The sequence below is a fragment of the Mesorhizobium sp. B2-8-5 genome (assembly GCF_006440675.2).
In the GTDB taxonomy this organism is placed as follows: domain Bacteria; phylum Pseudomonadota; class Alphaproteobacteria; order Rhizobiales; family Rhizobiaceae; genus Mesorhizobium.
This window is the reverse complement of record NZ_CP083951.1, coordinates 3,253,675-3,278,227: the sequence shown is the minus strand read 5'-3', so window position 1 is coordinate 3,278,227 and position 24,553 is coordinate 3,253,675. Positions and strand designations below refer to the sequence as shown.

20 protein-coding genes are annotated in these 24,553 nt (G+C 64.7%); 1 reads left to right on the top strand and 19 read right to left on the bottom strand.

Features of this window, described 5'->3' with window-relative positions:
• Nucleotides 1-52: 52 nt before the first annotated feature.
• The 19 genes from recN to mraZ all read right to left on the bottom strand — a co-directional run bounded on the left by recN (nt 53) and on the right by mraZ (nt 23,032).
• Nucleotides 53-1,726, bottom strand: coding sequence for a DNA repair protein RecN (gene recN, locus FJ430_RS15830; RefSeq protein WP_140705941.1), 1,674 nt, complete (start codon nt 1,724-1,726; stop codon nt 53-55).
• Between the two features lie 8 nt (nt 1,727-1,734).
• Nucleotides 1,735-2,604, bottom strand: coding sequence for an outer membrane protein assembly factor BamD (locus tag FJ430_RS15825; protein WP_140705943.1), 870 nt, complete (start codon nt 2,602-2,604; stop codon nt 1,735-1,737).
• Between the two features lie 200 nt (nt 2,605-2,804).
• Entirely contained in the window at nt 2,805-3,752 is a 948-nt protein-coding gene (lpxC, locus tag FJ430_RS15820) for a UDP-3-O-acyl-N-acetylglucosamine deacetylase (protein ID WP_140657421.1), read from the bottom strand.
• A gap of 375 nt (nt 3,753-4,127) precedes the next feature.
• The gene (gene ftsZ / locus FJ430_RS15815; protein ID WP_140705945.1) at nt 4,128-5,789 is read right to left on the bottom strand and encodes a cell division protein FtsZ; all 1,662 of its coding nucleotides are present in this window, start codon (nt 5,787-5,789) and stop codon (nt 4,128-4,130) included.
• 67 nt (nt 5,790-5,856) lie between these two features.
• On the bottom strand, nt 5,857-7,164 hold the full coding sequence (gene ftsA, locus FJ430_RS15810; RefSeq protein WP_140644059.1) for a cell division protein FtsA: 1,308 nt from the start codon (nt 7,162-7,164) through the stop codon (nt 5,857-5,859).
• The gene (locus FJ430_RS15805) at nt 7,161-8,105 is read right to left on the bottom strand and encodes a cell division protein FtsQ/DivIB (RefSeq protein WP_140705947.1); all 945 of its coding nucleotides are present in this window, start codon (nt 8,103-8,105) and stop codon (nt 7,161-7,163) included. Before FJ430_RS15805 ends, ftsA begins: the two co-directional genes overlap by 4 nt.
• Nucleotides 8,093-9,019, bottom strand: a complete 927-nt coding sequence (locus tag FJ430_RS15800; RefSeq protein ID WP_140705949.1) for a D-alanine--D-alanine ligase — start codon at nt 9,017-9,019, stop codon at nt 8,093-8,095. The genes FJ430_RS15805 and FJ430_RS15800 overlap by 13 nt, the downstream gene beginning before the upstream one ends.
• 311 nt (nt 9,020-9,330) lie before the next feature.
• The gene (murB, locus tag FJ430_RS15795) at nt 9,331-10,296 is read right to left on the bottom strand and encodes a UDP-N-acetylmuramate dehydrogenase (protein WP_140644053.1); all 966 of its coding nucleotides are present in this window, start codon (nt 10,294-10,296) and stop codon (nt 9,331-9,333) included.
• Nucleotides 10,293-11,699 (bottom strand): UDP-N-acetylmuramate--L-alanine ligase, encoded by a 1,407-nt coding sequence (murC, locus tag FJ430_RS15790; protein ID WP_140705952.1) that lies wholly within the window; start codon nt 11,697-11,699, stop codon nt 10,293-10,295. The genes murB and murC overlap by 4 nt, the downstream gene beginning before the upstream one ends.
• Complete coding sequence (gene murG, locus FJ430_RS15785) at nt 11,696-12,820, bottom strand: undecaprenyldiphospho-muramoylpentapeptide beta-N-acetylglucosaminyltransferase (RefSeq protein WP_140705954.1); 1,125 nt, start codon at nt 12,818-12,820, stop codon at nt 11,696-11,698. Before murG ends, murC begins: the two co-directional genes overlap by 4 nt.
• Nucleotides 12,821-12,826: 6 nt before the next feature.
• Nucleotides 12,827-13,978: a putative lipid II flippase FtsW gene (gene ftsW / locus FJ430_RS15780; protein WP_140644047.1), complete on the bottom strand. Its 1,152-nt coding sequence runs from the start codon at nt 13,976-13,978 to the stop codon at nt 12,827-12,829.
• Nucleotides 13,978-15,381, bottom strand: a complete 1,404-nt coding sequence (gene murD / locus FJ430_RS15775; protein ID WP_140705956.1) for a UDP-N-acetylmuramoyl-L-alanine--D-glutamate ligase — start codon at nt 15,379-15,381, stop codon at nt 13,978-13,980. Before murD ends, ftsW begins: the two co-directional genes overlap by 1 nt.
• A 9-nt stretch (nt 15,382-15,390) precedes the next feature.
• The gene (gene mraY / locus FJ430_RS15770; RefSeq protein WP_140644041.1) at nt 15,391-16,473 is read right to left on the bottom strand and encodes a phospho-N-acetylmuramoyl-pentapeptide-transferase; all 1,083 of its coding nucleotides are present in this window, start codon (nt 16,471-16,473) and stop codon (nt 15,391-15,393) included.
• 27 nt (nt 16,474-16,500) lie between these two features.
• Nucleotides 16,501-17,934 (bottom strand): UDP-N-acetylmuramoylalanyl-D-glutamyl-2,6-diaminopimelate--D-alanyl-D-alanine ligase, encoded by a 1,434-nt coding sequence (locus FJ430_RS15765; protein WP_140705958.1) that lies wholly within the window; start codon nt 17,932-17,934, stop codon nt 16,501-16,503.
• Nucleotides 17,931-19,385, bottom strand: a complete 1,455-nt coding sequence (locus FJ430_RS15760) for a UDP-N-acetylmuramoyl-L-alanyl-D-glutamate--2,6-diaminopimelate ligase (RefSeq protein WP_140705960.1) — start codon at nt 19,383-19,385, stop codon at nt 17,931-17,933. Before FJ430_RS15760 ends, FJ430_RS15765 begins: the two co-directional genes overlap by 4 nt.
• Before the next feature lie 54 nt (nt 19,386-19,439).
• Nucleotides 19,440-21,164: a peptidoglycan D,D-transpeptidase FtsI family protein gene (locus FJ430_RS15755; protein WP_140674760.1), complete on the bottom strand. Its 1,725-nt coding sequence runs from the start codon at nt 21,162-21,164 to the stop codon at nt 19,440-19,442.
• Nucleotides 21,161-21,556 carry a hypothetical protein gene (locus tag FJ430_RS15750; protein ID WP_140705962.1) on the bottom strand — a complete coding sequence of 132 codons (396 nt, stop codon included), beginning with the start codon at nt 21,554-21,556 and terminating at the stop codon, nt 21,161-21,163. The genes FJ430_RS15755 and FJ430_RS15750 overlap by 4 nt, the downstream gene beginning before the upstream one ends.
• Before the next feature lie 4 nt (nt 21,557-21,560).
• Nucleotides 21,561-22,577, bottom strand: coding sequence for a 16S rRNA (cytosine(1402)-N(4))-methyltransferase RsmH (gene rsmH, locus FJ430_RS15745; RefSeq protein WP_140644025.1), 1,017 nt, complete (start codon nt 22,575-22,577; stop codon nt 21,561-21,563).
• On the bottom strand, nt 22,574-23,032 hold the full coding sequence (gene mraZ, locus FJ430_RS15740) for a division/cell wall cluster transcriptional repressor MraZ (RefSeq protein ID WP_140644023.1): 459 nt from the start codon (nt 23,030-23,032) through the stop codon (nt 22,574-22,576). The genes rsmH and mraZ overlap by 4 nt, the downstream gene beginning before the upstream one ends.
• A 396-nt stretch (nt 23,033-23,428) precedes the next feature.
• Here mraZ and FJ430_RS15735 point away from each other — a divergent pair, with 396 nt between their 5' ends.
• The gene (locus FJ430_RS15735) at nt 23,429-24,544 is read left to right on the top strand and encodes a cystathionine gamma-lyase (protein ID WP_140705964.1); all 1,116 of its coding nucleotides are present in this window, start codon (nt 23,429-23,431) and stop codon (nt 24,542-24,544) included.
• The last annotated feature ends 9 nt before the right edge of the window (nt 24,545-24,553 follow it).

Here is a 24,553-nt window from a genome sequence, read left to right as displayed (position 1 = left end):
GAACAGCGGGATGCAGCCATCTGCTGACTCAGCCTGCCAGCGTCCAGAAATCTTAAGCCGCCGCGGTATTCTCGCGCAGCAACCGCTCCGCCGCGGCGCGGGCCTCGTCGGTGATGGTGGCGCCGGCCAGCATGCGCGCGATTTCTTCCTGGCGCGCGGCGCGGTCCATTTCAACAATACCGGTGGCCACACGCTCCTTGCCGCCGGATTTCGAGATCAGGAAATGCGTCGCGGCGCGTGCCGCGACCTGCGGCGCATGTGTGACCGAAAGCACCTGCACCCGCTTCGACAACCGCGCCAGCCGCTGGCCGATGGCGTCGGCCACCGCGCCGCCGACACCGGTATCGATTTCGTCGAACACCAGGGTCGGCGCCGAGCCGCGATCGGCAAGCGCCACCTTCAGTGCCAGCAGGAAGCGCGAGAGCTCGCCGCCCGAGGCGACTTTCATCATCGGCCCCGGCCGTGTGCCTGGATTGGTCCGCACCCAGAATTCGACCTGGTCGATGCCTTCTTCCATGCGGCTTTCGGCATCGCTTCCCATCTCGACGATGAACTCGGCCCGTTCGAGCTTGAGCGCCGGCAGTTCCGCCATTACTGCCTTGGTCAGTCCCCCAGCCGCCGCATGGCGCAACGACGAAAGCTGCGCCGCGGAAATATCGTAGGCCTCGCACGCCGCGGCGGCCTGCTTGGCCAGCGCGTGCAGCCGTTCCTCGCCGGCATCGAGGTCGGCAAGATCGGCCACCATCGTGTCGCGTAGTTGCGCCAGATCGTCGACCGCGACACTGTGCTTGCGAGAGGCGGCGCGCAGCGCAAACAGACGCTCTTCCGCCTTCTCCAGACGCTGCGGATCATATTCGGTGGCACGAAGCGCTGCTTCCACGCCAGACTGCGCGGCGTCGAGCGAGATCATCGCTTCATCGAGCGATTTGACCACATCGTCGAGCAGGCCGGGCGCTTCGCTGGACTTGCGCTGCAGTCGCCGCAACAGGCTGGCGAGCTGCGGCAAGGGCGAGGACGGCCCCGACAGCACATCCTGCGCATCATGGATTTCGGTGGCGATCTTTTCGACGCGCATCATCGTCGCGCGCAATTCCGCAAGCTCCGTTTCCTCGCCTGGCTGCGGGTCCAGCTTTGCGAGCTCGGCGACGGAAGCGCGCAGATAATCGGCCTCGCGCGCCGCCGCCTCGACCTCGGCACGATGCCGCGAAAGCTCCTGCTCGCAGTTTCGCCAGTACCGCCAGGCTTCGCCCGTGCCGCGCACGGCGCCCAGATGGCCGCCGAAACTGTCCAGCAATTCGCGATGTGCGCCGGGATCGACCAGCGCCCGCTCGTCATGCTGGCCGTGGATCTCAACCAGCGCGCGGCCGACATCGCGCATCAGGGTGACGCTGGAGGGCTGGTCGTTGACGAAGACGCGGGTGCGGCCATCGGCCGTCTGCACGCGGCGCAGGATGATGTCGCCATCGTCCTCGATATCGTTTCCGGCGAGCAACGCGCGTGCCGGATGGTTGCGCGGCACGTCGAACACGGCGATGACCTGGCCTTGCGCGGAGCCATGGCGGACGAGCGAGGCATCGCCGCGGGCGCCAAGCGCCAGCGACAACGCATCGAGCAGGATGGATTTGCCGGCGCCGGTTTCGCCGGTCAGCACCGAAAGCCCAGGCAGGAAGTCGATATCCAGCTTCTCGATCAGGACGATATCGCGGATCGACAGTCTGGACAGCATCGCAAGCTTCAGGCGCCGGTGATCAGCTTCCCGGCCTTGGAAATCCACGACCCGGCATTTTCGCGCGGTTCAAGCCCGTTGCTCTGCAGGAGCTTGTAGGAATCCTTGTACCACGAGCTGTCCGGATAATTGTGGCCGAGCACCGCCGCGGCCGTCTGCGCTTCCGAGGTCAGGCCCATCGCATAGTAGGACTCGGTCAGCCGCGCGAGCGCCTCCTCGACATGGCGGGTGTTGGAATAGTTTTCGACCACGGTGCGGAACCGCTTCACTGCGGCGATGTATTCGCGGCGCTCGAGATAGTAGCGGCCGATCTGCATCTCCTTGCCGGCGAGCTGGTCGTTGGCGAAGCGGATCTTGTCCTTGGCGTCGCCGACATATTCCGAGTTCGGCCAGCGCGTCACCAGATCCTGCATGGTCTGGATGGTCTGGCGCGCTTCCTTCTGGTCCTGGGTGACGTCCTTGATCTGCCGATAGTAGCAGAGGCCGATGATGTACTGCGCGTATGCCGCGTCGTCGGTCGACGGATAGAGGGTCAGGTAGCGCTTGGCCGAACCGATCGCCTCGTCATAATTGCCGGCGCGGTAGTCGGCGAAAGCGCCCATCACCATCGATTTGCGGGCGAATTCGGAATAGGGATGCTGGCGGTCGACCGCGTCGAACTTCTTGCTCGCCTCGTCGAGGCGGCCGGCATTCATGTTGGCCAGGCCCTGGTTGTAGAGAACGTCGGCCGGCTCGGTCTGGTCGACATAGGTCGCCAGGTTGACATCCTTCTCGGAGGACATGCAGGCCGACAGCACGAGCGCGGGAGCAATCACCGACAGCGCCAGCAAAACACCCCGACGCGGCGTTGCCGATTGACCAACTCGCGAAAAAAACATGTTTGGATTCCGCCCCTTCGGCGTCGTTTCGGTCCGGCCGAAGCCTTAAACCATTATCCCCTTGCCCGGCAACGCTATGTCCGGCCAATCGCACATTTTTGTGGCAAGCCCACGCTATGGCCAAAGCCGCGCGTTTTGACACCCCTGTGATGCAGCCATGCAACACAAGCCTGACCACAAAGCCAGAAAACGGTTAAAAATCAGATCACCCAGGGTGCGTAGACCGGCCGACTGACGGCGATCATCTCTGCGACGCGGCCGCGCTCGCGGCGCCTCGTTTCGACGATCTCGAAGGCCGTGTGGTCGGAAAGCAGTCGGCGTAGCGCCGAGGCGTTCATACGATGGCCGCCGCGATAGGAGCGGAAGCAGCCGATGAAGCGCGCACCGGCCAGCGCCAGGTCGCCCATCGCATCGAGCGTCTTGTGGCGGGCGAATTCGTTGGGATAGCGCAGCCCGCCGACATTGATGACGCGGTTGTCGTCGCCGATGACCAGCGAGTTTTCCAGCGAGGAGCCAAGCGCGTAGCCGGCGGCCCAAAGCCTCTCGACGTCCTTCATGAAGCCGAAGGTCCGCGCCCGCGCGATGTCGCGGCGGAAGATGTCGGGATTGATGTCGGAAGCGAATTGCTGGCGACCGATCGCCGGGCTCTCGAAATCGATCTCGACCTCGAATCGCGTGCCGTCATAGGGGCGGAACTCCGCCCAGGACGCACCGGCCTCCACCCGCACCGGCTTGACGACGCGGATGTAGCGACGCTTCACCGCCAGCGTCTCGATACCGGCCTGGTCGATGGCTTCGACGAAGGCCATGGCGCTGCCGTCGAGGATAGGGACTTCCGAACCGTCGATCTCGATGATGAGGTTGTCGATGCCAAGACCGAACACGGTGGCCATCAGATGCTCGACGGTGCCGATATGCTCGCCGGCCGGATCGCCAAGCATGGTGCAGAGATCCGTGGCGCCGACTTCGGCGACCAGGGCGCGGAATTCTCGGGCTTCGCCGCCGTTCGAAAGATGGAAGACGATGCCCGTGTCGGCGTCGGCCGGCAGGAAATGAACGGTGACGGTTTTGCCGCTATGAACGCCGATGCCAGCCAGCGTCGCGCGCGATTTCACTGTCGTCTGATAGTCGTGCAAGAGTAACCCCATACGCCCAAAATGCCTGCGTCCGCTCCATCGGCCTTGGGTATCTTGCAGCCAGTTGGATGGTCTGGCGCTCGCACAAAGGCGGCAAAATAGTCAAGAGCATGCGGCTCTGTATGATCGGCAGGCAGGGCTACTCCCCGAATCCCGGCAAACCGACTTTAGTCCGTGGCGAAGATAATGGCCCGCTTTGGAGACTCCAAATCACGGTTTCTTTCCCCGTGTAACTGCGGGACTACGTCAGAAGCAGCTCATAAGCCGCTGTTTTCAATGAATTTTATAAAAGCAACAGGCAGACGATACCTCGTCTGCCTGTTAACAACCGTTATATATCGTTAACGATCGGCGGCCCGTATCGACGATCGGCGGTCCGCCGTATTGTCAGTTGGCCTGGCGGCGCAGGAAAGCCGGGATTTCCAGCTGGTCGTCTTCCTGGACAGTGCGGGCCTGCGGTGTCAGCCGGCCCTGATCGTCGAGCTGGCCGCGACGCGGCGCGTAGAGCTGCGGATCCTGGCTGGCGAGACGGCGCATCTCGGGCGCGGCCTGGCGCAGTTTCGGCTCGCGCGGCTGCGCCGGCTGGAGCCGGGCCGGCTCTTCCTCGCGGCGGGTCAGGCCGTTGGTCAGCCGCTTGATCAGCCCCATCGGACCGCTGTTCTCATGGTCCGCCGGCCGGGTCTTGGCTTCGACTTCAGCCCTTACCACCGGCGGAAAGTCCTCCACGCGCGGCATGCGCTGCGGGGCAGCGGCCATCGGCTGCGGCATCTCGCGCTGCGGCGCGGGCTGCTGCATGACCTGCTGCGGCACCACCGGCTGCGGCTGCGGCTGGGCCGGCGGGGCCTGGAAGATCTTGCTCTGCGGCCGGAAGTCGTCGACCGGCGCGGGGCGCGGCTGCGCCATGGCGGCAGCGTTCGCCTCGGCAAGCTGGATCGCCTCGGCGACCGGATCGGCCGCGCGCGGCTCATAGGCCTGCGGCTGAACCGGCGCGGGGCGGATTTCGGCAACCGGAGCCGCCGTCGGGCGGGCGGCCGGCTTCTGCGGCGCGCGGATCGAGATCGGCGCTGCCGCGATTTCGGCCGCCGACTTGTCGATGCCGGTGGCCACGACCGACACGCGGATCACGCCTTCCAGCTCTTCATCGAAGGTGGCGCCCAGGATGATGTTGGCGTCCTGGTCGACCTCCTCGCGGATGCGGGTCGCTGCCTCGTCGACTTCGAACAGGGTCAGGTCGCGGCCACCGGTGATCGAGATCAGCAGGCCCTTGGCACCCTTCATCGAGGTTTCGTCAAGCAGCGGGTTGGCGATCGCGGCTTCCGCCGCCGCCATCGCGCGGCCCTCGCCCGAAGCCTCGCCCGTGCCCATCATCGCCTTGCCCATCTCGCGCATCACCGAACGGACGTCGGCGAAGTCGAGATTGATCAGGCCTTCCTTGACCATCAGGTCGGTGATGCAGGCGACGCCGGAATAGAGCACCTGGTCGGCCATCGCGAAGGCATCGGCGAAGGTGGTCTTGTCATTGGCCAGCCGGAACAGGTTCTGGTTGGGGATGACGATCAGGGTGTCGACGCATTTCTGCAGTTCCTCGATACCCATGTCCGCCGTCTTCATGCGGCGCTGGCCTTCGAAATGGAACGGCTTGGTGACGACGCCGACGGTGAGGATGCCCTTCTCGCGCGCCGCGCGGGCAACGACCGGAGCAGCGCCCGTGCCGGTGCCGCCGCCCATGCCGGCGGTGACGAAGCACATATGGGTGTTGGAGAGATGATCGATGATCTCGTCGATGCACTCTTCCGCCGCCGCGCGGCCGACTTCCGGCTGCGAGCCGGCGCCGAGGCCTTCGGTGACATGCGCGCCGAGCTGGATCAGCCGCTCGGCCTTCGACATGGTCAACGCCTGTGCGTCGGTGTTGGCCACCACGAACTCGACGCCGCGCAGGCCGGCTGTGATCATGTTGTTCACGGCATTGCCGCCGCCGCCGCCGACACCGAACACGGTGATACGGGGCTTAAGCTCGGTGATGTCCGGCTTCTGCAGATTGATGGTCATTGTCTCCGTCCTTTGCCTTTCCCGCCGCCTCGCCGCTGCGGCCGCCTATGGGGCTGTCCCCGTCAAATTAAAAACTGTCTCTCAACCACTGACTCATGCGGTGCAGTTTTCCACCCGTCCCGGTCATCCTGAAACCGGAAAGTCCTTTCGCCGAATGGCTCTCGAAGCTCGCCATCTGCGGATAGATCATCAGTCCGACCGGGGTCGAGAACGCCGGTCCCTTGGCCGCCTCAGGCAGGCCCGCGACGCCGAGCGGCCGGCCGATGCGCACATTGCGCCCGAGGATGCGGCGCGCCGCTTCCGGCAGGCCGGCGAGCTGGCTGGCGCCACCGGTGAGCACGACGCGCTTGCCGACGGCATTGCCGTAGCCGGACTTGTTCAGCCGGTCGCGCAAAAGCTCCAGTGTCTCGTCGATGCGGGCGCGGATGATGCGCGTCATCACCGAGCGCGGAATCTGCAGCGGCACATCGCCTTCCTCGCCGATCGGCTGGATCGAGACGAGGTCGCGGTCGTCGGCGCTGCCGGGCAGCGCCGAGCCATGCATGACCTTCAGCCGCTCCGCGGCATCGAGCGAGGTCGACAGGCCCTTGGCCATGTCGAGCGTCACATGGTTGCCGCCGATGGCGATGGCGTCGCCGTGGACGAACTTGCCTTCCGAGAACACCGAGATGGTCGTCGTGCCGCCGCCCATATCGATGCAGGCGGCGCCCATTTCGAGCTCGTCGTCGACCAGCGAGGCAAGTCCGCTGGCATAGGGCGTCGCCACCATGCGCTCGACCGACAGGTGCGAGCGGTTGATGCAAAGCTCGAGGTTGCGCATCGGCGCGGCATCGCCAGTCAAGACATGCATGTCGACGCCAAGCGCATCGCCCACCATGCCGCGCGGGTCGCGTATGCCGCGCTCGCCATCGAGCGAGAAACCGACGGGCAGCGAATGGATCACCTCGCGCTCGGCCCGCAGCGCCTGCTTGGCACCGGCGGCGAGCACGCGCTTGATGTCGACTTCCTCGACCTGATGACCGCCGAGATTGATCGTCGCCGAAAAGGCTTCGCTCTTCAGCCGGCCGGCCGTCATGTTGACGATGAGGGAATCGACCGTGAGCCCGGCCATGCGCTCGGCCGCATCGACGGAGAGGCGAATCGCATGCTCGGCGCGGTCGAGATCCACCACCACGCCGGACTTCACGCCTTGCGACTTCTGGTGGCCGATGCCGATCACCTGGATCCGATGCGAACGCCCACGCAGAAGCTTACCGTCCTCGTTCGGCTTGAGCTTCGCCACGACACAGCAAACCTTGCTGGACCCGACATCGAGCACCGTGAGCGTGCCCGACCGGCGCGAAGAAGCGTCACCGCTGCCGCCAAGCCAGCTCATATCTTTCTCTCCACCTTGCGCTTGGCCAGGCTCTTCGGCTTTTCGCTGAGCGCGGCTTCGCGCTGCGTCGCCGCTTCGGGCGAAAGCTCCACGACCAGCCGGTCGGGGAGCCGCATGTCGACGGCGGCGATGTCGCGCGTCAGCAACCCGTTGTCATGGTCGAGCTTGACGAGCTCGGCGATCGCCTGGTCCTCGTCGTCTTCCGGCAGCTTGATCGTGATGCCGTTCTCAAGCCTCAGGTCCCAGCGGCGCTCGCCGACACGGATGTAACCTTTGACCCGCGCCGCCAGCGCGGGGTAGCGCTCGATCTTGGCGAGAAAGGCCGGCGCCATGGCCGGCGCGCCCGTGCCGATAATCAGCGGGAGCAGCGCCTGCTTGCCACCCGAGAACGGCGCGATCATCTCGCCCGACCGTTCGATGACAGAAACCGAGGTGCCCTGCTGCCAAAGCGCGAAGGGCTGGCGCTCCTCGATGCGCACTTCCAGCGTATGCGGGTAGATCTTGCGCACAGCGGCACCCTCGACCCATGGCAGCGTCGCGATGCGCTCGCGCGCAGCCTCGGCATCGAAGCCGATCAGCGAGGTCCAGCCGTCGAGGCCCAGCCGGTCCAGCACATCGATCTCGGACGTCTGGCGATTGCCGACCACCTTGATCTGGTCGACGGCAAAACCGGTGCGGGCCGTGATGCCCTGCACGATGCTGTCGGTGTAGCCGCCAAGATAGGCGCCATAGGCGCTGCTGGATGCGATCAACGCGGCGGAAAGGATCGCCGCCGAAAAGCGCGGCGCCTCATACTCGCCGCCGCACAGGCGCGCCAGGACGCGCATCGGCCGGCGGAGCTGACGCGGCAATACGAAACGGTCGAATGACAGCGACATGCCGAACAGCGCGAAACCAGCCGCGCCACCGCCATTACCCTGTCCCCACCTCAACGCAGACACGAAGCGTCCTCCACCATCCAACTCAACAAATCGCCGAACGAGTGCCCCGCTTGCGCGGCGATTTCAGGCACCAGAGACGTCGGCGTCATGCCCGGCTGAGTGTTGACCTCGAGCCAGACAACCTCGCCGTTTTCGGAGTGACGGTCGTCGTAACGGAAGTCCGATCGGGAAACGCCCCGGCAACCAATGGCAAGATGAGCCTTGAGCGCCAGTGTCTGTATTTTTTGGTAAATATTCGGTGAAATTTTAGCAGGGATTTCGTGTTTTGATCCGCCGGGAACATATTTTGAATCGTAGTCGTAGAAGGAATGCCCGGTCGGAATGATCTCGCAGACGCCGAGCGCCACGTCGCCCATCACCGCGCAGGTCAATTCGCGCCCATGGATGTAGCGCTCGACCATGACGGTCTCGCCATATTGCCATTCGGTCGAACCGATCACCTGAGGCGGATGCGACTGCCCCTCATGCACGATGACCACGCCGAAGCTCGATCCCTCATTGACCGGCTTGACCACATAAGGCGGCCTCATCGGATGCTTGTTCTGGACGGCGAAGCGATTGATCACCTTGGATTCCGCGACCGGAATGCCGGACGCCTTGGCAATCTTCTTGGCCAGTTCCTTGTTCATGGCCAGCGCCGAAGCGAGCACACCCGAATGGGTGTAGGGAATTCCGAGAAATTCGAGAATTCCCTGAATGGTGCCGTCCTCGCCGAACGGACCATGCAGCGCATTGAAGGCGACGTCGGGTTTGAGCTCGGCAAGCACAGACCCGACATCGCGCGAAACATCGACACGGGTGACCTGATAACCTTCATTCTCGAGCGCATCCGCACACGCCTTCCCCGAGGACAGAGACACGGGCCGCTCCGAGGAGAATCCACCCAGGAGGACAGCCACATGCTTGTTCTTCATTCCCGTCATCCCCTCTCACGCCGGGTCTGCAACCGATATTCCCGCACCGTATTTCCAAACATTGAGTCCGAGTCTTCCGGCAGGTTGCCCCCCAGACGGAAAACGCGGATTCACGCGTCGAACGACTCAAATCAGGAAACGCTTTAGGGCAGAGAATCAGAGAGTTGATTCGCTGGCAAGTGCCTATGATTCCGAGAGATTCACTTTCCGCGAAAACAGCCGCAAAAAGTGAATTGTGAGTCATTAAGGCAACGGTTTGCGGCCATTTCAGACTGCTGGAAGTTCAAGTATCACATGAACTTCAGCCCAAGCTAAAGGAGCTGCCCGAGGAACTCCTGCACCGCATGGCCAGGGCGGAAATTGCCGAGGCGCTTGATCTCCCAATGCAGCCGGATGCCGGAGTTCTCGAGCACCCGCGCCCGCACCGTCTCGCCGAGATATTCGAGGTCGTAGCCGGTGGCCGTGCCGGTGTTGATCATGAAGTTGCAATGCATCGGCGACATCTGCGCGCCGCCGATCATCAGCCCGCGGCAGCCCGCCTTGTCGATTTCCTTCCAGGCCGAGGTGCCTTCCGGATTCTTGAAGGTCGAGCCGCCGGTTTTCTCGCGGATCGGCTGCACCGTCTCGCGGTGGTTCTGCACGGCATCCATCGCGGTCTTGATCGCGGCCTTGTCTTCTGGAAACCCTTCGAAAATAGCCGAGGTGAAGATCAGGCCGGAAGGCGCGGATGAGTGGCGATAGGCATAGCCCATATCGTCAGTGAGCAACGTATGGAGATTGCCCTTGCGGTCCAACGCCCTCACCTCGACGACCCGCTCGCGGGTCTCGACGCCGTTGGCGCCGGCGTTCATCCTGAGCGCGCCGCCAATGGCGCCGGGGATGCCGTGGTAGAAATGGAAGCCGCCGATACCGGCCTCGTGGGCAACCGCTGCGAGGCGCTTGTCGGGCGTAGCAGCGCCCGCCTTGATGCCGATCGACGAAACAACCTCGGCCTCACCAAAACCCTTGGCCGAGAGCCTGATGACGAAGCCGGGAATGCCGCCGTCGCGCACCAGAAGGTTCGAGCCGACGCCGACCACCGTGACCGGCACCTCTTCCGGCACCGCGCGCAGGAAGGCCGCCAGGTCTTCCTCGTCGGCCGGCTGGAACAGCGCCTCGGCCAGGCCGCCGGCCCGGAACCAGGTGATCTTGTCCATCTCCGCGTTCGGCGTGATACGGCCGCGCAGGCCGGAAAGCTTGTCGCCGAGCTTGTCGATCAGGTCTTGGCCACGCATCATGAGGGCGTCCCACCCAGTTCCTTGGGCAGCGCATAGGCCCATTGCGTGATGTTACCGGCGCCGAGGAAGACGACGAAATCGCCAGGCTTGGCAAGCTCGCGAATGACTGGCGCGATCGCCGCCGCGCCATCGATATAGCGCGCGTCGCGATGGCCGCCCGAGCGGATGCGCGACACCAGCGCGTCGGAGGTCACGCCTTCGATGGGCTCTTCGCCTGCCGCATAGACCGGCGCCACCATCACCGTGTCGGCGTCGTTGAAGCAGACGGAGAACTCATCGAAGAGATCGTGCAGGCGGGTGAAGCGATGCGGCTGCGCGATGGCGATCACACGCCCCTTGGTCGCGCTGCGCGCGGCCTTCAGCACCGCCGCGATCTCGACCGGATGGTGACCGTAATCGTCGAACACCTCGACGCCGTTCCACGAACCGGTATGGGTGAAGCGCCGCTTGACGCCGGCGAAGGACGACAGGCCCTTCTTGATCGCCTCGGCCGAGAGGCCAAGCTCATGCGCGACGGCAATCGCCGCCGTCGCGTTGGAGACGTTGTGCCGGCCGGGCATCGGCAGGCGCAGATCATTTATCGAAGTCGTGCCCCGTCCCTTGCGATCGCGGATCACGACATCGAATTCGGAGATCGCACCTTGCATCCGGTGGTTGGTGAAGCGCACATCGGCCTGCGCGTTCTCGCCATAGGTGATGACGCGCCGGTCCTCGATGCGGCCGACCAGCGCCTGCACTTCCGGATGGTCGGTGCACATCACGCCGAAGCCGTAGAACGGGACGTTCTCGACGAACTGGCGGAAGGCCTCGCGCACCTTGTCGAAGCTGCCATAGTGGTCGAGATGCTCGGGATCGATGTTGGTGACGACGGCGATGTCGGCCGGCAGCTTCAGGAAGGTGCCGTCGCTCTCGTCGGCTTCGACCACCATCCACTCACCATCGCCCATGCGCGCATTGGTGCCGTAGGCATTGATGATGCCGCCATTGATGACGGTCGGGTCGAGCCCGCCGGCCTCGAGCAGCGTCGCCACCATGGAGGTGGTCGTCGTCTTGCCATGTGTGCCGCCGATGGCAACGGCCTGACGGAAGCGCATCAGTTCGGCCAGCATCTCGGCTCGGCGGACGATCGGCAGCAACTTCTCGCGCGCGGCTTTCAGTTCCGGGTTGGATTTCTTGATAGCGGTCGAAACGACCACGACTTCGGCGTCGCCGAGATTCTCGGCCTTGTGGCCGACGAAGCATTCGATGCCCTTGTCGCGCAGCCGCTGCACATTGGCGCCGTCGGCCTGGTCGGACCCCTGCACCTTGTAGCCGAGATTGTGCAGCACCTCGGCGATGCCGCTCATGCCGATGCCGCCGATGCCGATGAAATGCACAAGGCCGATCGTCTGCGGCATCTTCATGCGCGCGTCCTCCTGTAGTCCGAAACCGTTTTGCCGGACGCAATAGCCTCTGTCAGATCGGCGAGCAACTGCGCCGCGTTCGGTTTCCCGGCCGAGCGGGCGGCGGCGGCCATGGTCGCCAGCCGGTTCGGAGCCTTCATCAGCCCACCGACCAACTCGGCGATCCGCTCCGCCGACAGCGTCGATTGCGGGTGGAGTTCGGCCCCGCCGGCGGCGGCAAGGGCCGCGGCATTCGCCGCCTGGTCGTGATCGAGCGCATGCGGATAAGGCACCAGCAGCGCCGGCCGGCCGATGACGGCGATTTCCGAAACCGTCGAGGCGCCGGAGCGCGACATCACCAGATGCGCCGCCCCCATGCGCGCCGCCATGTCGGTGAAGAAGGGCGAAACCTGGACGTCGACGCCGAGTTCGGCATAGGCGGCCTTCACCCGCGCCACATCCTCGGCGCGCGCCTGCTGGGTGATCGCCAGCCGCTTGCGCTGGTCTTGCGGCAAAAGCGCGATCGCTGCTGGAACCGCATCGGAAAAGAACTGCGCGCCCTGGCTGCCGCCGAACACCAGGAAACGGAACGGCTCGCCCTCGTTCGGTACCACGTAAGGCGTCTTCGCTGCCTCGAGGATCTGCGGCCTGACCGGATTGCCGGTGGTCACCGTCTTTGCGCCGTCAGCGCTGGCGCCCTCCGGCAGGAAGCCGCCGGCAATCGCATCGACGCGGCTGGCAAGCGCCTTGTTGGCGCGGCCCATGACGGCGTTCTGCTCATGGATCAGCGTCGGCACTCTTCGCCTTGTCGCCGCATAGAGCGGCGGCAGCGTCGGATAGCCGCCGAAGCCGACGACCGCCTCCGGCTTGATCCTGGCGATGATCCTTCCCGCTTCGCGCACGCCCTGCCAGATTTTCCAGAAGGCCGAGATCACGGCGACCGGATTCCTCGATCCCAGCGTCGCCGAGGCGATCGCGTGGATGTCGGCGGCGGGAAACTGGCCGGAATAACGCTCGGCGCGACGGTCGGTGGCGAGATGCACCTTCCAGCCGCGTTCGATCAGCTCATGCGCCAGCGCCTCGGCCGGAAACAGATGTCCGCCCGTTCCGCCGGCTGCAAGCAGGATCACACCCTTTGCCATCCTGCCTCATTCCGCCGGCATTGCGCGCTGCGAGAGGACGAAGCCCATCTGCTTGCGCTTTTCCGGACGCTTGCGCGTCAATGCGAGCACCATGCCCATCGAGACGGCAATGGCGATCTGCGAGGACCCGCCATAGGAAATGAAGGGCAGCGTCATGCCCTTGGCCGGCATCAGCTGCAGGTTCACGCACATGTTGATGGCCGATTGCAGGCCGAAGACGGTGACGAGGCCGCCAACCGCGTAGCGGGTGAAATCGTCCTGCTCCTTGAGCGCGATGCTCAATCCGCGCAGCACGATGAAGGCGAAGATCGACATGATAAAGAAGCACATGATGAGGCCGAACTCCTCGCCCGCGACCGAGAAGACGAAGTCGGTATGAGCATCCGGAACAATGCGCTTGACGGTTCCTTCGCCCGGCCCAACGCCGAACCAACTGCCGTTGATGAGCGCCTCGCGGCCCATGTCGACCTGGAAGGTATCGCCTTCGCCGGTCAGAAACTTGTCAATGCGCAAGGCAACGTGCGGGAACACCGAATAGGCCGCGAACAGGCCGCTCGCCCCAATAACGCCGAGGGCCATGATCCACAGCCACGGCAGGCCGGCCATGAAGAACATGACACCCCATGTGCCGGTCACCAGCATGGTCTGGCCGAGGTCGGGCTGAGCGACCAGCAGAGAGACCACCAGCACAAGCAGCAGGAGGGCGAACAGGTTGCCGGGAATATCGGGTTGGCGCTTATGCTCGGCAAAGAGCCAGGCGCAGATGACGACGAAGGCCGGCTTCAGGAACTCGGATGGCTGAATGGAAAGCCCGGCAAGCGACACCCAGCGCCGCGCCCCCTTCACCTCGACGCCGACGTAGAGCACCGCCACCATCAGCACCAGCATGATGCAGAGCATCACCAGCGACATGCGCCGTATCTGCCGCGCCTCCAGGAAGGAGACCGCAAGCATGACGATCAGCGCCGGGATGGTGAAGATGACCTGTCTGGTGGCGAAGTGAAAGCTGTCGAGGCCGATACGCTCGGCCACCGCGGGGCTCGCCGCGAAGGACAAGATAATGCCAAGCCCCATCAGCGACAGGAACGCGGCCAGGAACCAGCGATCGATCGTCCACCACCAGGTTGCGACAGGACTTTTGTCGAGACGGCTTTGCATCAACGTGGCCCTCCGATGGGGTTCACACCATCTATAGCAGTCGCAGCTTGCCTGAAGGCTTCGCCGCGAACTTCGAAATTCTTGAACTGGTCGAAACTGGCGCAGGCCGGCGAAAGCAGCACCACGGCCTCGCCGCCGGTGTCCTTTGCCGCGTCGGCGGCGGCATGCTCCACCGCCGCCGCCAGCGTTCCGGATATCTCGTAAGGCACCGTCTCGCCGAGCGTCGCCGCAAAGGCGGGCGCCGCCTCGCCGATCAGATAGGCCTTGGCGATGCGCGGGAAGAAGCCGCGCAGCGGCTCGATGCCGCCTTCCTTGGGCAGGCCGCCGGCGATCCAGTAGATACGGTTGGCGAAGCTCGACAGCGCGGGCGCTGCAGCATCGGCATTGGTCGCCTTGGAATCGTTGACGAACAGCACATGGTCCTTGCGGCCGACCTGCTCCATGCGGTGCGCCAGCCCGGGGAAGCTTTCGAGCCCGGCCTGGATCTCGCCGAGATCGAGCCCGACCTTCAGGCAGGCGACAACGGCGGCCAGCGCATTCTGCGCATTGTGCTGGCCGCGCAACGAGCCGATGCCTTCAAGGAAGGCGACGCGGCTGTAGCGGCCATGCACGGCTTCCATCAGATTGGTGCCGTCGGCGAAATAGCCGTCGGTCAGTGGCAGGCGCTTGGAAATGCGGATGACCTGCCGGCCGGCGCGCTCCAGGCGGTCGGCGATCTGGGCGCACCAGGAATCGTCGACGCCGATGATCGCGGTGTCTGAGCCCGCGACCAGCCTTTCCTTGATCGAGGCGTAATGCGCCATCGTGCCATGCCGGTCGAGATGGTCCGGCGTCAGGTTGAGCAGGATGCCGGCGGTCGGATTGATCGAGGGCGCGAGATCGATCTGGTAGGACGAGCACTCGGCCACATAATGCCGTGTCGGCTCGGGCGGATCGAGCGTCATGATGGCACGGCCGATATTGCCGCCCATCTGCGTGTCGCGGCCCGCCGATTTCAGGATGTGCGCCGTCAGCGCCGTCGTCGTGGACTTGCCGTTGGTGCCGGTGATCGCGACGAAGGGTGCTGCCGGCGCGCGGCTGATGCGCTCGCGGCAGAACAGCTCGATATCGCCGATGACCTCGACGCCGGCGCCCCGCGCCAGCTCCACCGTCCAATGCGGCTTGGGATGCGTCAGCGGTACCCCTGGCGACAAAACGAAGGCGGCGAAGTGCTGCCAGTCGGCGGCGTGCAGATCGCCGGTCGCAATCCCCGCGGCCGCCGCCTTGGCGACGCTGTCCGGATTGTCGTCCCACGCCAGCACCTCGGCGCCCCCCGCGATCAGCGCATGCGCGGTGGCGATCCCCGAGCCGCCAAGCCCGAAGAGCGAAACGCGTTTGCCTGAAAAGGAAAAGGCGGGGATCAAGCGGGTGTCCTATCTCAGCTTGAGGGTGGAGAGGCCGACCAGCGCCAGGATGACGGCAATGATCCAGAAGCGGATCACCACCTGGCTTTCGGTCCAGCCGAGCTTTTCGAAATGGTGATGGATCGGCGCCATCAGGAAAACGCGCTTGCCGGTCATCTTGAAGTAGCCGACCTGGATGATGACCGACAGGATCTCGACCACGAACAGGCCGCCGACGATGACCAGCACGATCTCGTGCTTGGTGGCGACCGCGATGGTGCCGATCAGGCCGCCCATCGCCAGCGAGCCGGTGTCGCCCATGAAGATCGCGGCCGGCGGCGCGTTGAACCAGAGGAAGCCAAGGCCCGCGCCGATCACCGCGCCGAGCACGACGGCGAGCTCGCCGGTGCCGGGAACGAAGTGGATCTGCAGATATTCGGCGAAGACCGCGTTGCCCGAAAGATAGGCGATGACGCCGAAGGACGCCGCCGCGATCATGATCGGCACGATCGCCAGGCCGTCGAGGCCATCGGTCAGGTTCACCGCATTGCCGGCGCCGACGATCACGAAGCAGGAGAACGGGATGAAGAACCAGCCGAGGTTGATGAGGAATTCCTTGGCGAAGGGGAAGGTCAGCGACGACGAGAACGGCGCCTGGCCGTTGTGCATGATCACCCACGCGGCGATTGCCGCGACGATGAACTCGATCGCCAGCCTCGCTTTGCCGGAGAAGCCCAGATGCGACTGCTTGGTGACCTTGAGGTAGTCGTCGTAAAAGCCGATCGAGCCGAAGCCGACGGTGACCAGCAGCACCACCCAGACATAGATGCTGGACAGGTTAGCCCATAAGAGCGACGAACCGATGATGCCGGACAGGATCATCAGCCCGCCCATGGTCGGCGTTCCGGCCTTCTTGAAATGGGTCTGCGGGCCATCGGCGCGGATCGGCTGGCCCTTGCCTTGCCGCAGGCGCAGCGAATTGATGATCGTCGGCCCGAAGATGAAGACGATCAGCGCCGACGTGATCAGCGCGCCGCCGGTGCGAAAAGTGATGTAGCGGAAGACGTTGAAGAACGAGATTTTGTCCGCGAAATCGACGAGCAATGTGAACATGGTTTTTTCCGTCCCCCGGAGCCCGACCTAGGTCGGCTTAATGTTTGTGGCTTCCGCCGGAAATTTGCCGAGCAATGCCTCGACCAGCTTTGAAAACCCGATGCCTTTCGACGATTTGACCATCACCACGTCGCCGGGCCTGAGCGCGGAGATCACGATCGGCTTCAGTTCTTCCGCTTCCGATCGATACTCGGTTGCGATGTCTGACGGCAGGACGTCGGCCAGCGCCTGCATTTCCGGCCCGCCGAGAAAGACGTTGCGCGTGCCTGTGCCGACGATCAGCCCGGCAAGCGCCGCATGGAGCTTGGCCGAATGGCTGCCGAGCTCCAGCATGTCTCCGAGCACCGCGATGCGCCGGCCCTCGCCCGAGACAGGCGTAGCGTTGAGCAGCGCCATGGCCGCCGCCATCGACGCCGGATTGGCGTTATAGCTCTCGTCGATCAGCGTGATCGGCCCGTTGGGATGATGCAGGACATGGCGCCGGCCCCGTCCGCGCTCAGCCGAAAGATCCGCAAGCGCAGCCGCGACCTTGTCGAGGTCTGCACCGACCAGTTGCGCGGCGCCGAGCACCGCCAGCACGTTCTGCACGATATGGCGGCCAGGCGCCCCGACACGGGCGGTCAGGTCCTTCTTGCCGAGCTTGACGGCGATGTCGGAATGGTCGGCATGAAGCTCGCAGCCGACAAGGCGGAAGGCCGAACGGGGATTTTCGCCGAAGCCGAAGACATGCTCGACCCCCGCCTCTTTCGCCATTTTCCCGAGCAGCTTCCAGCGTGGATCGTCGCGGTTGAGCAGCGCGGCGCCGCCGGGCTCGATCCCCTCGAAAATCTCGGCCTTGGCCGTGGCGATCTCGTCGAGATTCTTGAAGAAGCCGAGATGGGCGGCGGCGATGATCGTCACGATGGCGACATGCGGCCTGACCATCTTGACCAGCGGCCTGATCTCGCCCGGATGGTTCATGCCGATCTCGAAGACCGCGTAGTCGCAGTCCTGCGGCATGCGCGCCAGCGTCAGCGGCACGCCCCAATGGTTGTTGAATGACTGCGCCGAGGCGTGCACCTTGCCAACCGCCGACAGCACATGGCGCAGCGCTTCCTTGGTGGTCGTCTTGCCGGCCGAGCCCGTGACCGCGACGATCCTGGCCTTCGAGCGGGCGCGGGCGGCCACACCGAGCTTCTCGAGAGCCGCAAGCACGTCCTGCACGACGATCATCGGCGCCGTCAGCCGGCCGAGCGAGGGCAGCTTGCCCTCGGCGACGACCAGCACTGCCGCTCCGGCCTTGACCGCGGCTGTCGCGAAATCATGGCCGTCCATCGCCTCGCCCTTGATGGCGAAGAAGGCGTCTCCGGGCGCAAGGCTGCGGCTGTCGATCGAAATGCCGGTGATGCCTTCCGGCAGCGAGCCGATCGGCCTGCCGCCCACGGCTTCGACCAGCGCTTCCGACGTCCACAGCAAACTCATGCGACGCGCTCCTTGAGCGCCTCGCGCACTTCCTCATGGTCGGAGAAGTGGAAGGTTTCGGTGCCGACGGTCTGGCCTTCCTCATGCCCCTTGCCGGCGACGATGAGCGTGTCGCCGGCGCGAAGCATCGCCACCGCCTCGTGGATTGCCTTGCGGCGATCGCCGATCTCGATGGCGCCCGGCGCCGCTGCGAGGATCGCCGCGCGGATGGTTTCGGGCACTTCCGTGCGCGGGTTGTCGTCGGTGACGATGACGATATCGGCGAGCCGCGTCGCGATCTCGCCCATGATCGGCCTTTTTCCCCGATCGCGGTCGCCGCCGCAGCCGAACACCACGACGACGCGGCCCGTGGTGAAAGGCCGGACCGAGGTCAGCACATTCTCCAGCGCATCGGGCTTGTGCGCGTAGTCGACATAGACGGGGGCGCCGGCGGCAGTGGTGCCGACGAGGTCGAGCCGGCCCGGCGCGCCCTGCAATTTTTCCAACGCCGCCAGGGCTTTGCTTGCCGGCGTTCCGGTCGAGATGGCAAGGCCGGCCGAGACCAGCGCGTTGGCGATCTGGAAATCGCCGGCCAATGGCAGGTCGACCTCGTGCAGCACGCCGTCCGCCACGACCTCGGCGCGCTGGCGATGGCGCTCATGCTCGACCCGCTTGAGTGTCAGGAAATCGCCATGGCGACCGACGGTCAACACCTTCAGGCCCGCCGCCTTTGCGGCCCTGATCGTGGGCTCCGACCACAGGTCGTCGGCAAAGACGATCGCTGGCGCGCCTTTCGGCAGCAACGTGTCGAACAGGCGCAGCTTGGCGCGGTGATAATCCTCGACCGTCGGATGATAATCCATGTGGTCGCGGCCGAGATTGGTGAAAGCGCCGGCCGCCAGCTTCACGCCGTCGAGGCGGCGCTGGTCGAGACCGTGGCTCGAGGCTTCCATCGAGGCGTGGGTAACGCCGGCATCCGCCAGTTCCTTGAGCAGTCGGTGCAGCGCCACCGGATCGGGCGTCGTCAGTGAGCCATATTCGTTGCGGCCGGGCGCAACGACACCGGTCGTGCCGATCGAAGCGGCGGCAAAACCCGCCTGCTCCCAGATCTGGCGGGTGAAAGCGGCGACGGATGTCTTGCCGGCGGTGCCGGTGACGGCAACCATGGTCTGCGGCTGGCGCCCGAAGAAGCGTGCCGCGCTGAGTGCCAGCGCCAGGCGCGGATCATCGACGGCGAGAACCGGGACCGATAGGCCGGAGACGGTCGTGCCCCGGCCGGTGACGATCGCCGCGGCGCCTCGGGCCGCTGCATCGGCCGCATAGGTCGAACCGTCGGCCTTGCTGCCGGCAAGGGCGAAGAAGACGACGCCGGTCTTGACCGAGCGGGAATCGGAGGAAAGTCCGGTCACCTCCAGATCGCGGGAAACTGTTCCCTCGACAGGCAGGATACCGGCTAGATCTTTTAGATGCATTGAGTCCCGTTCACCGCAACAAAATAGCGCGCAGTTGCCGGCGCGCCCCAAGAATCACTGATAGGAAACCAGCGTTGCACCATTTTCATGGCTGAAATCTGGCTTCACGCCAAGCATGGCGGCCGCGCGTCTGATGATGTTGCCGGCCATAACCCCCGCATTGTTGGCGGCGACGTCCGTCATCCCGGGCTTTTCCGGATGCGGGGCGTCGGCGATCGTGAACACCAGAAATTGCGGATCGTCCATCGGGAAGGCGGCGACGAAGGTGTTGAAATTCAAGTCCTTGGAGTAGCGGCCGTTGATGACCTTCTCGGCCGTTCCGGTCTTGCCGCCAACGCGGTAACCGGGGACCCTGGCATTTCTGGCCGAGCCCTTCTCGGCGTTGAGCGTATAGAGATAGCGCATGCCTTCGACCGTCTTGTCGCTGACCACCTTCTTGGCCACCGCCATTGCATCCTGCTCGCTGCGCACCAGGAATGTCGGCTCGATCAGATAGCCCTGCATCAGCGCCGCGCAGCCGACGGCAGCCTGCAGAGGCGTGGTCGACACGCCATGGCCGAAGGCGATGGTGAACGAGTTGACCTGTTTCCAGACCTTGGGTTCGGTCGGGCGGGCGACTTCCGGCAGTTCGGTCTGCATCCTGTCCAGAATGCCGAGGCGGTGCAGGAATTCGCGGTGCCCCTCGATGCCGACTAGTTCGGCCTCCCTGGCCGACCCGATATTGGACGAATAGAGGAACACTTCCGGCAGCGACAGCACTCGGTTCTTGCCATGGAAATCGTGGATGGCCTGATGGCCGACCCGGATCGGATGCGACGCGTCGAAGCGGCTGTTCATCGTCGCCTTGCCCGAATCGAGCGTCATGGCCGAGGTGAAGCTCTTGAAGGTCGAGCCCATCTCGTAGAGGCCGGCCGACATACGGTTCAGCCGGTCTTTTTCTTGGGCGTTGTAAGGATTGTTCGGGTCGAAGTCCGGCACCGAGGCCATGGCCATCACTTCGCCCGTCTTGATGTTCAGCACGACGGCGCCGGCACCCAGTGCGCGATAGCGCTCCAGGCCGGCGGCAATCTCGTCGCGCACCACATGCTGGACGCGCAGATCGATCGAAAGCTTGACCGGCTTGAGATCCTTGGCCACCGCGAGCCCCGACGCCTGCAGGTCGCTCAGCCCCTGCTCGTCGATATACTTCTCCATGCCGGAGATGCCCTGGTTGTCGATGTTGGTGAGGCCGACGATGTAGGACGAGGTCTCGCCGCTCGGATAGAAGCGGCGCTTTTCGGTGCGGAAGCCGAGGCCGGGGACACCCAGCGCCATGATGTCGGATTGCTGCTTCGGCGTCAGCTGCCGCTGCAGCCAGACGAAGCCGGCGCCGCTCTTGAGCTTGCGATAAGTCTGCTCGTAATCGATCTCCGGCAACACGGTCGACAATTTCTCGATCGCTTCGTCGGCGTCGACGATGCGGCGAGGCTCGGCAAACAGCGACGCCGTCTTGATGTCGGTCGCCAGCACCTCGCCATTGCGATCCACGATATCCGGACGCGATGCCGTGACCCGGTTCTCCGGGCCGCCGGAAAGATCGGGATTCTGCATGCCGAGATAGACGAGCCTGCCGGCAATGGTCGAATAGATGGTGAAGAACACCGCCATCGTCATGACGATGCGCGTCCTTGCCTTGCCGCCAGTCGCCTTGCGCGCGGCGTCGACGACGATCGAGCCATCCTCAGCCTGCTTCTTCCGGCGCTTCAGCAGGTCGCCGATTCTTGGAAGCCCACCGATCATTGAACGGTGCTCCCGGTGACCACCTGATCCTTGTCTTCAGATGGCTCCTTCCCCGAATTGTCGGCCATGCCGCCAAGCCGCTGCGAGGAGAGGTCCTCGATGGTCAGGGGTTTCACGGGGATGTCGTCGAGGCTGCCGATCTGGTGCGCGTTGACCGGTTCGAGCCCGAGCTGGCTCTTATAGACATCGGCAAGCTTCTGCAGCCGCGACGGTTGGGTGAGCAGGCTCCAGTCCGCCTTGAGGAGATCGATCGTCTCTTCCTCGTAGTGGATTTGCGCCTGGATCTTCTGCACAGCCGCCTGTTGTTCTTCGGCTTCGCGCTTCGTCTTGTAGGTCAGGGCGGCGGCCGAGACCATGACGGCGATCAGGACTATGTCGCTGGTACGAAACACGTGCTCACCTCTCTCCCGGCCGCTCGACGGCGGGAAGCTTTGGAAGGCCGAAAATCGAAAAGTCGCCGGCGCGCGCCGGGGCATCGGTGCGTATCGCCGCGCGCAGCCTGGCCGAGCGCGCGCGCGGATTGGCCTCCGTCTCGGCCTCTCCCGGCGTCACGCCGCCGCCGGCCTTGCGGAAGGTGGCAATGCGCACGGGCGCGTCGGGCATATGCCGCGAGCCGCTGGCTGCTTCGGAACGGTCGGCGATGAAGCGCTTGACGATGCGGTCTTCCAGCGAATGGAACGTCACCACGGCGAGCCGTCCGCCGGGTTTCAGCGCCCGCTCGGCGGCCAGCAGCGCTCTTGCCAACTCGCCAAGCTCGTCATTGACGAAGATGCGCAGCGCCTGGAAGACACGCGTGGCCGGATGGATCTTGTCCTTCGGCCCTCTTCCGATATGCGTTTCGATGGCGTCGGCAAGATCGAGCGTGCGCTCGAAAGGCCTCTTCTCGCGCCGGCTTTCGATCATGCGCGCGATGCGGCCGGCATGGCGCTCCTCGCCGAGAAAGCCGAAGATACGCGCGAGGTCGCCCGCCTTGAAGGTGTTGACGACATCGGCGGCGGAGAGCCCCGCCTGCGCCATGCGCATGTCGAGCGGCCCGTCGGCGCGAAACGAAAAGCCGCGCTCGGCTTGGTCGAGCTGCATGGAGGAAACGCCGATGTCGAGCACCACGCCATCGGCGCTCTCGACATGCTCGTCCAGCGTCGAGAACGGCGCCTGGACAAGCCTCAGTCGGCCGCCTGCCCGTTCTTCGAGCGCCCTGCCCGCCGCGATTGCGTCCGGGTCGCGGTCGATGGCAACGACGGAAGCGCCGCGATCGAGGATGGCGCTGGTGTAGCCGCCGGCGCCGAATGTCCCGTCGACGATCGTCTCGCCGGCCTTCGGTGCGAGCGCGTCGAGCACCTCGGCAAGGAGGACCGGAATGTGACGGGCCAGTCCGCCAACGGCGTGAGGGTCATCGCCGTGGCCAGCCATCATTCCGATCGCTCCCCGGGCTTCGTCCCCTGCCGAAGCTGCAAAAGCCTGGCCCGCGCCTGCGCCCCATAGGCGGCAAGCCGTCCCGGCTCCCAGACTTGAAAGAAATTGCCGCGGCCGACAAAGGCCACCTCGTTCGAGATGCCCGTATGCTCGCGGATGAAATCGGTCATGGTGATGCGGCCGTCCTGGTCCAGCTTCAGAAACGTCCCGTCGCCATGGCAGAAGAACGACATGTCGTCCGCCGTCTGCAGGAAAGGGTCCTCCAGCGCGATCCGCTGCTCGTAGCGGTCGAGCAGGTCGAGCCCACCGACATCCATCGCCGAGAGGTCCAGGCAGCGCAGCGCGTAGAGTTCCGAATAGCCGCGTTTCTGCACCACGGCGCGGAAATGCGCCGGAACGGACACCCGTCCCTTCGCATCGATCCTGCTCACCGTGTTCGACAGAAACCGGTCCAATAGACTCTACAGCCGCTGGCGCCGCTGCACCCCTCATGTTGTTCTCCGCGCCCTCGCCGCGCTTGCGGCAAATCGCTTCATTCACCGGGGCGAAAACCGACAAACGCACAGCCGCCGCGGCTGCCCGATTGGCGTACGCTTCACCCTGACGCGGAACGAAAGCTTGATGATGCGAATGGGATATCATGGGGCACTATGGGCGTCAACGGGAATAGGTATCACAAACACGCGTACCACAACCAGAAAGCGCAGGCTGAAGACACGTCTCGTCTTTATCGTCTATTAAGCCTAACGAAGCGTTTAGAGCCCTCTGGCCCAAAAAGACGCGGCTTGATGCGCACAGCCGGCGCGCATAGCGTCCGTTGAGGTTTTCTGCCCTAATCAAGGATCCAACTGATGTCCGACACTGCGAAGTCACGCGCCGCGACACTTGCCCATCTGCGCAGCGCCGATTTCGCCAAGGGCGATCCCATCCCCTTGCCGCTGACCATGGCCTCGATCTTCCACGCGCCGGGCGACGCGACCGGCTTCGATCAATACGGCCGCTTCAGCAACCCGACCTGGCATGCGGTCGAGCATGCGCTTGGCCATCTGGAAGATGCGCAATGCGTTGCCTTCCCGTCGGGAATGGCCGCGATTTCCGCGGCTTTCTTCGCGCTCGTCAAATCGGGCGACCGCATCCTCTTGCCGTCGGACGGCTATCACACGACGCGCGCGCTGGCCGAGCGTTTCCTGAAAGCGCTCGGCGTCGCCTATGACGTGAGGCCCACGGCAAGCATGCTCGATGGCGGCTTCGCCGGCTACCGGGCGGTCTTCGTCGAAAGTCCGTCGAACCCGCGACTGGACATTTGCGACATCACCGCGGTCGCCAAGGCCGTGCATGCGCAAGGAGGCACCTTGATCGTCGACAACACCACGATGACGCCCTTCGGCCAGCGCCCGCTTGATCTTGGCGCCGACATCGTGGTCTCTGCCGACACCAAGGCGATCAATGGCCATTCCGACGTGCTCTTCGGCCATGTCGCCAGCCGCGATCCGGACATTGTCGCCAGGGTGAAGGATTGGCGCGAGACGGCCGGCGGCATCCCCGGTCCGTTCGAGGCCTGGCTCGTGCATCGCGGCCTCGAAACGCTGGAAGTGCGTTTCGACCGCATGTGCTCGTCGGCCGAAACGATCGCGCGCCGCCTGAAGGACCATCGCGCCGTCAGCGGCTTGCGCTTTCCGGGACTCGAATGCGATGCCTCGCACAATCTGGCGCGCGCCCAGATGGAGCGCTTCGGCTTCCTGATTTCCTTTGAACTCGTCTCCGAAGAACAGGCCGAGGCGTTCATCGACGGCTGTCGGCTTATCGAAGCGGCAACGTCCTTCGGCGGCGTGCACACATCGGCGGAGCGGCGCTCGAAACGCGGTGACGCCGTGCCGCCCGGCTTCGTTCGCCTGGCGATCGGCTGCGAGCCGGTCGAGGAACTGTGGCAGGCGATTGAGGCGTCGCTGGACAAGATTGCAAGCTGAGCAGATCTG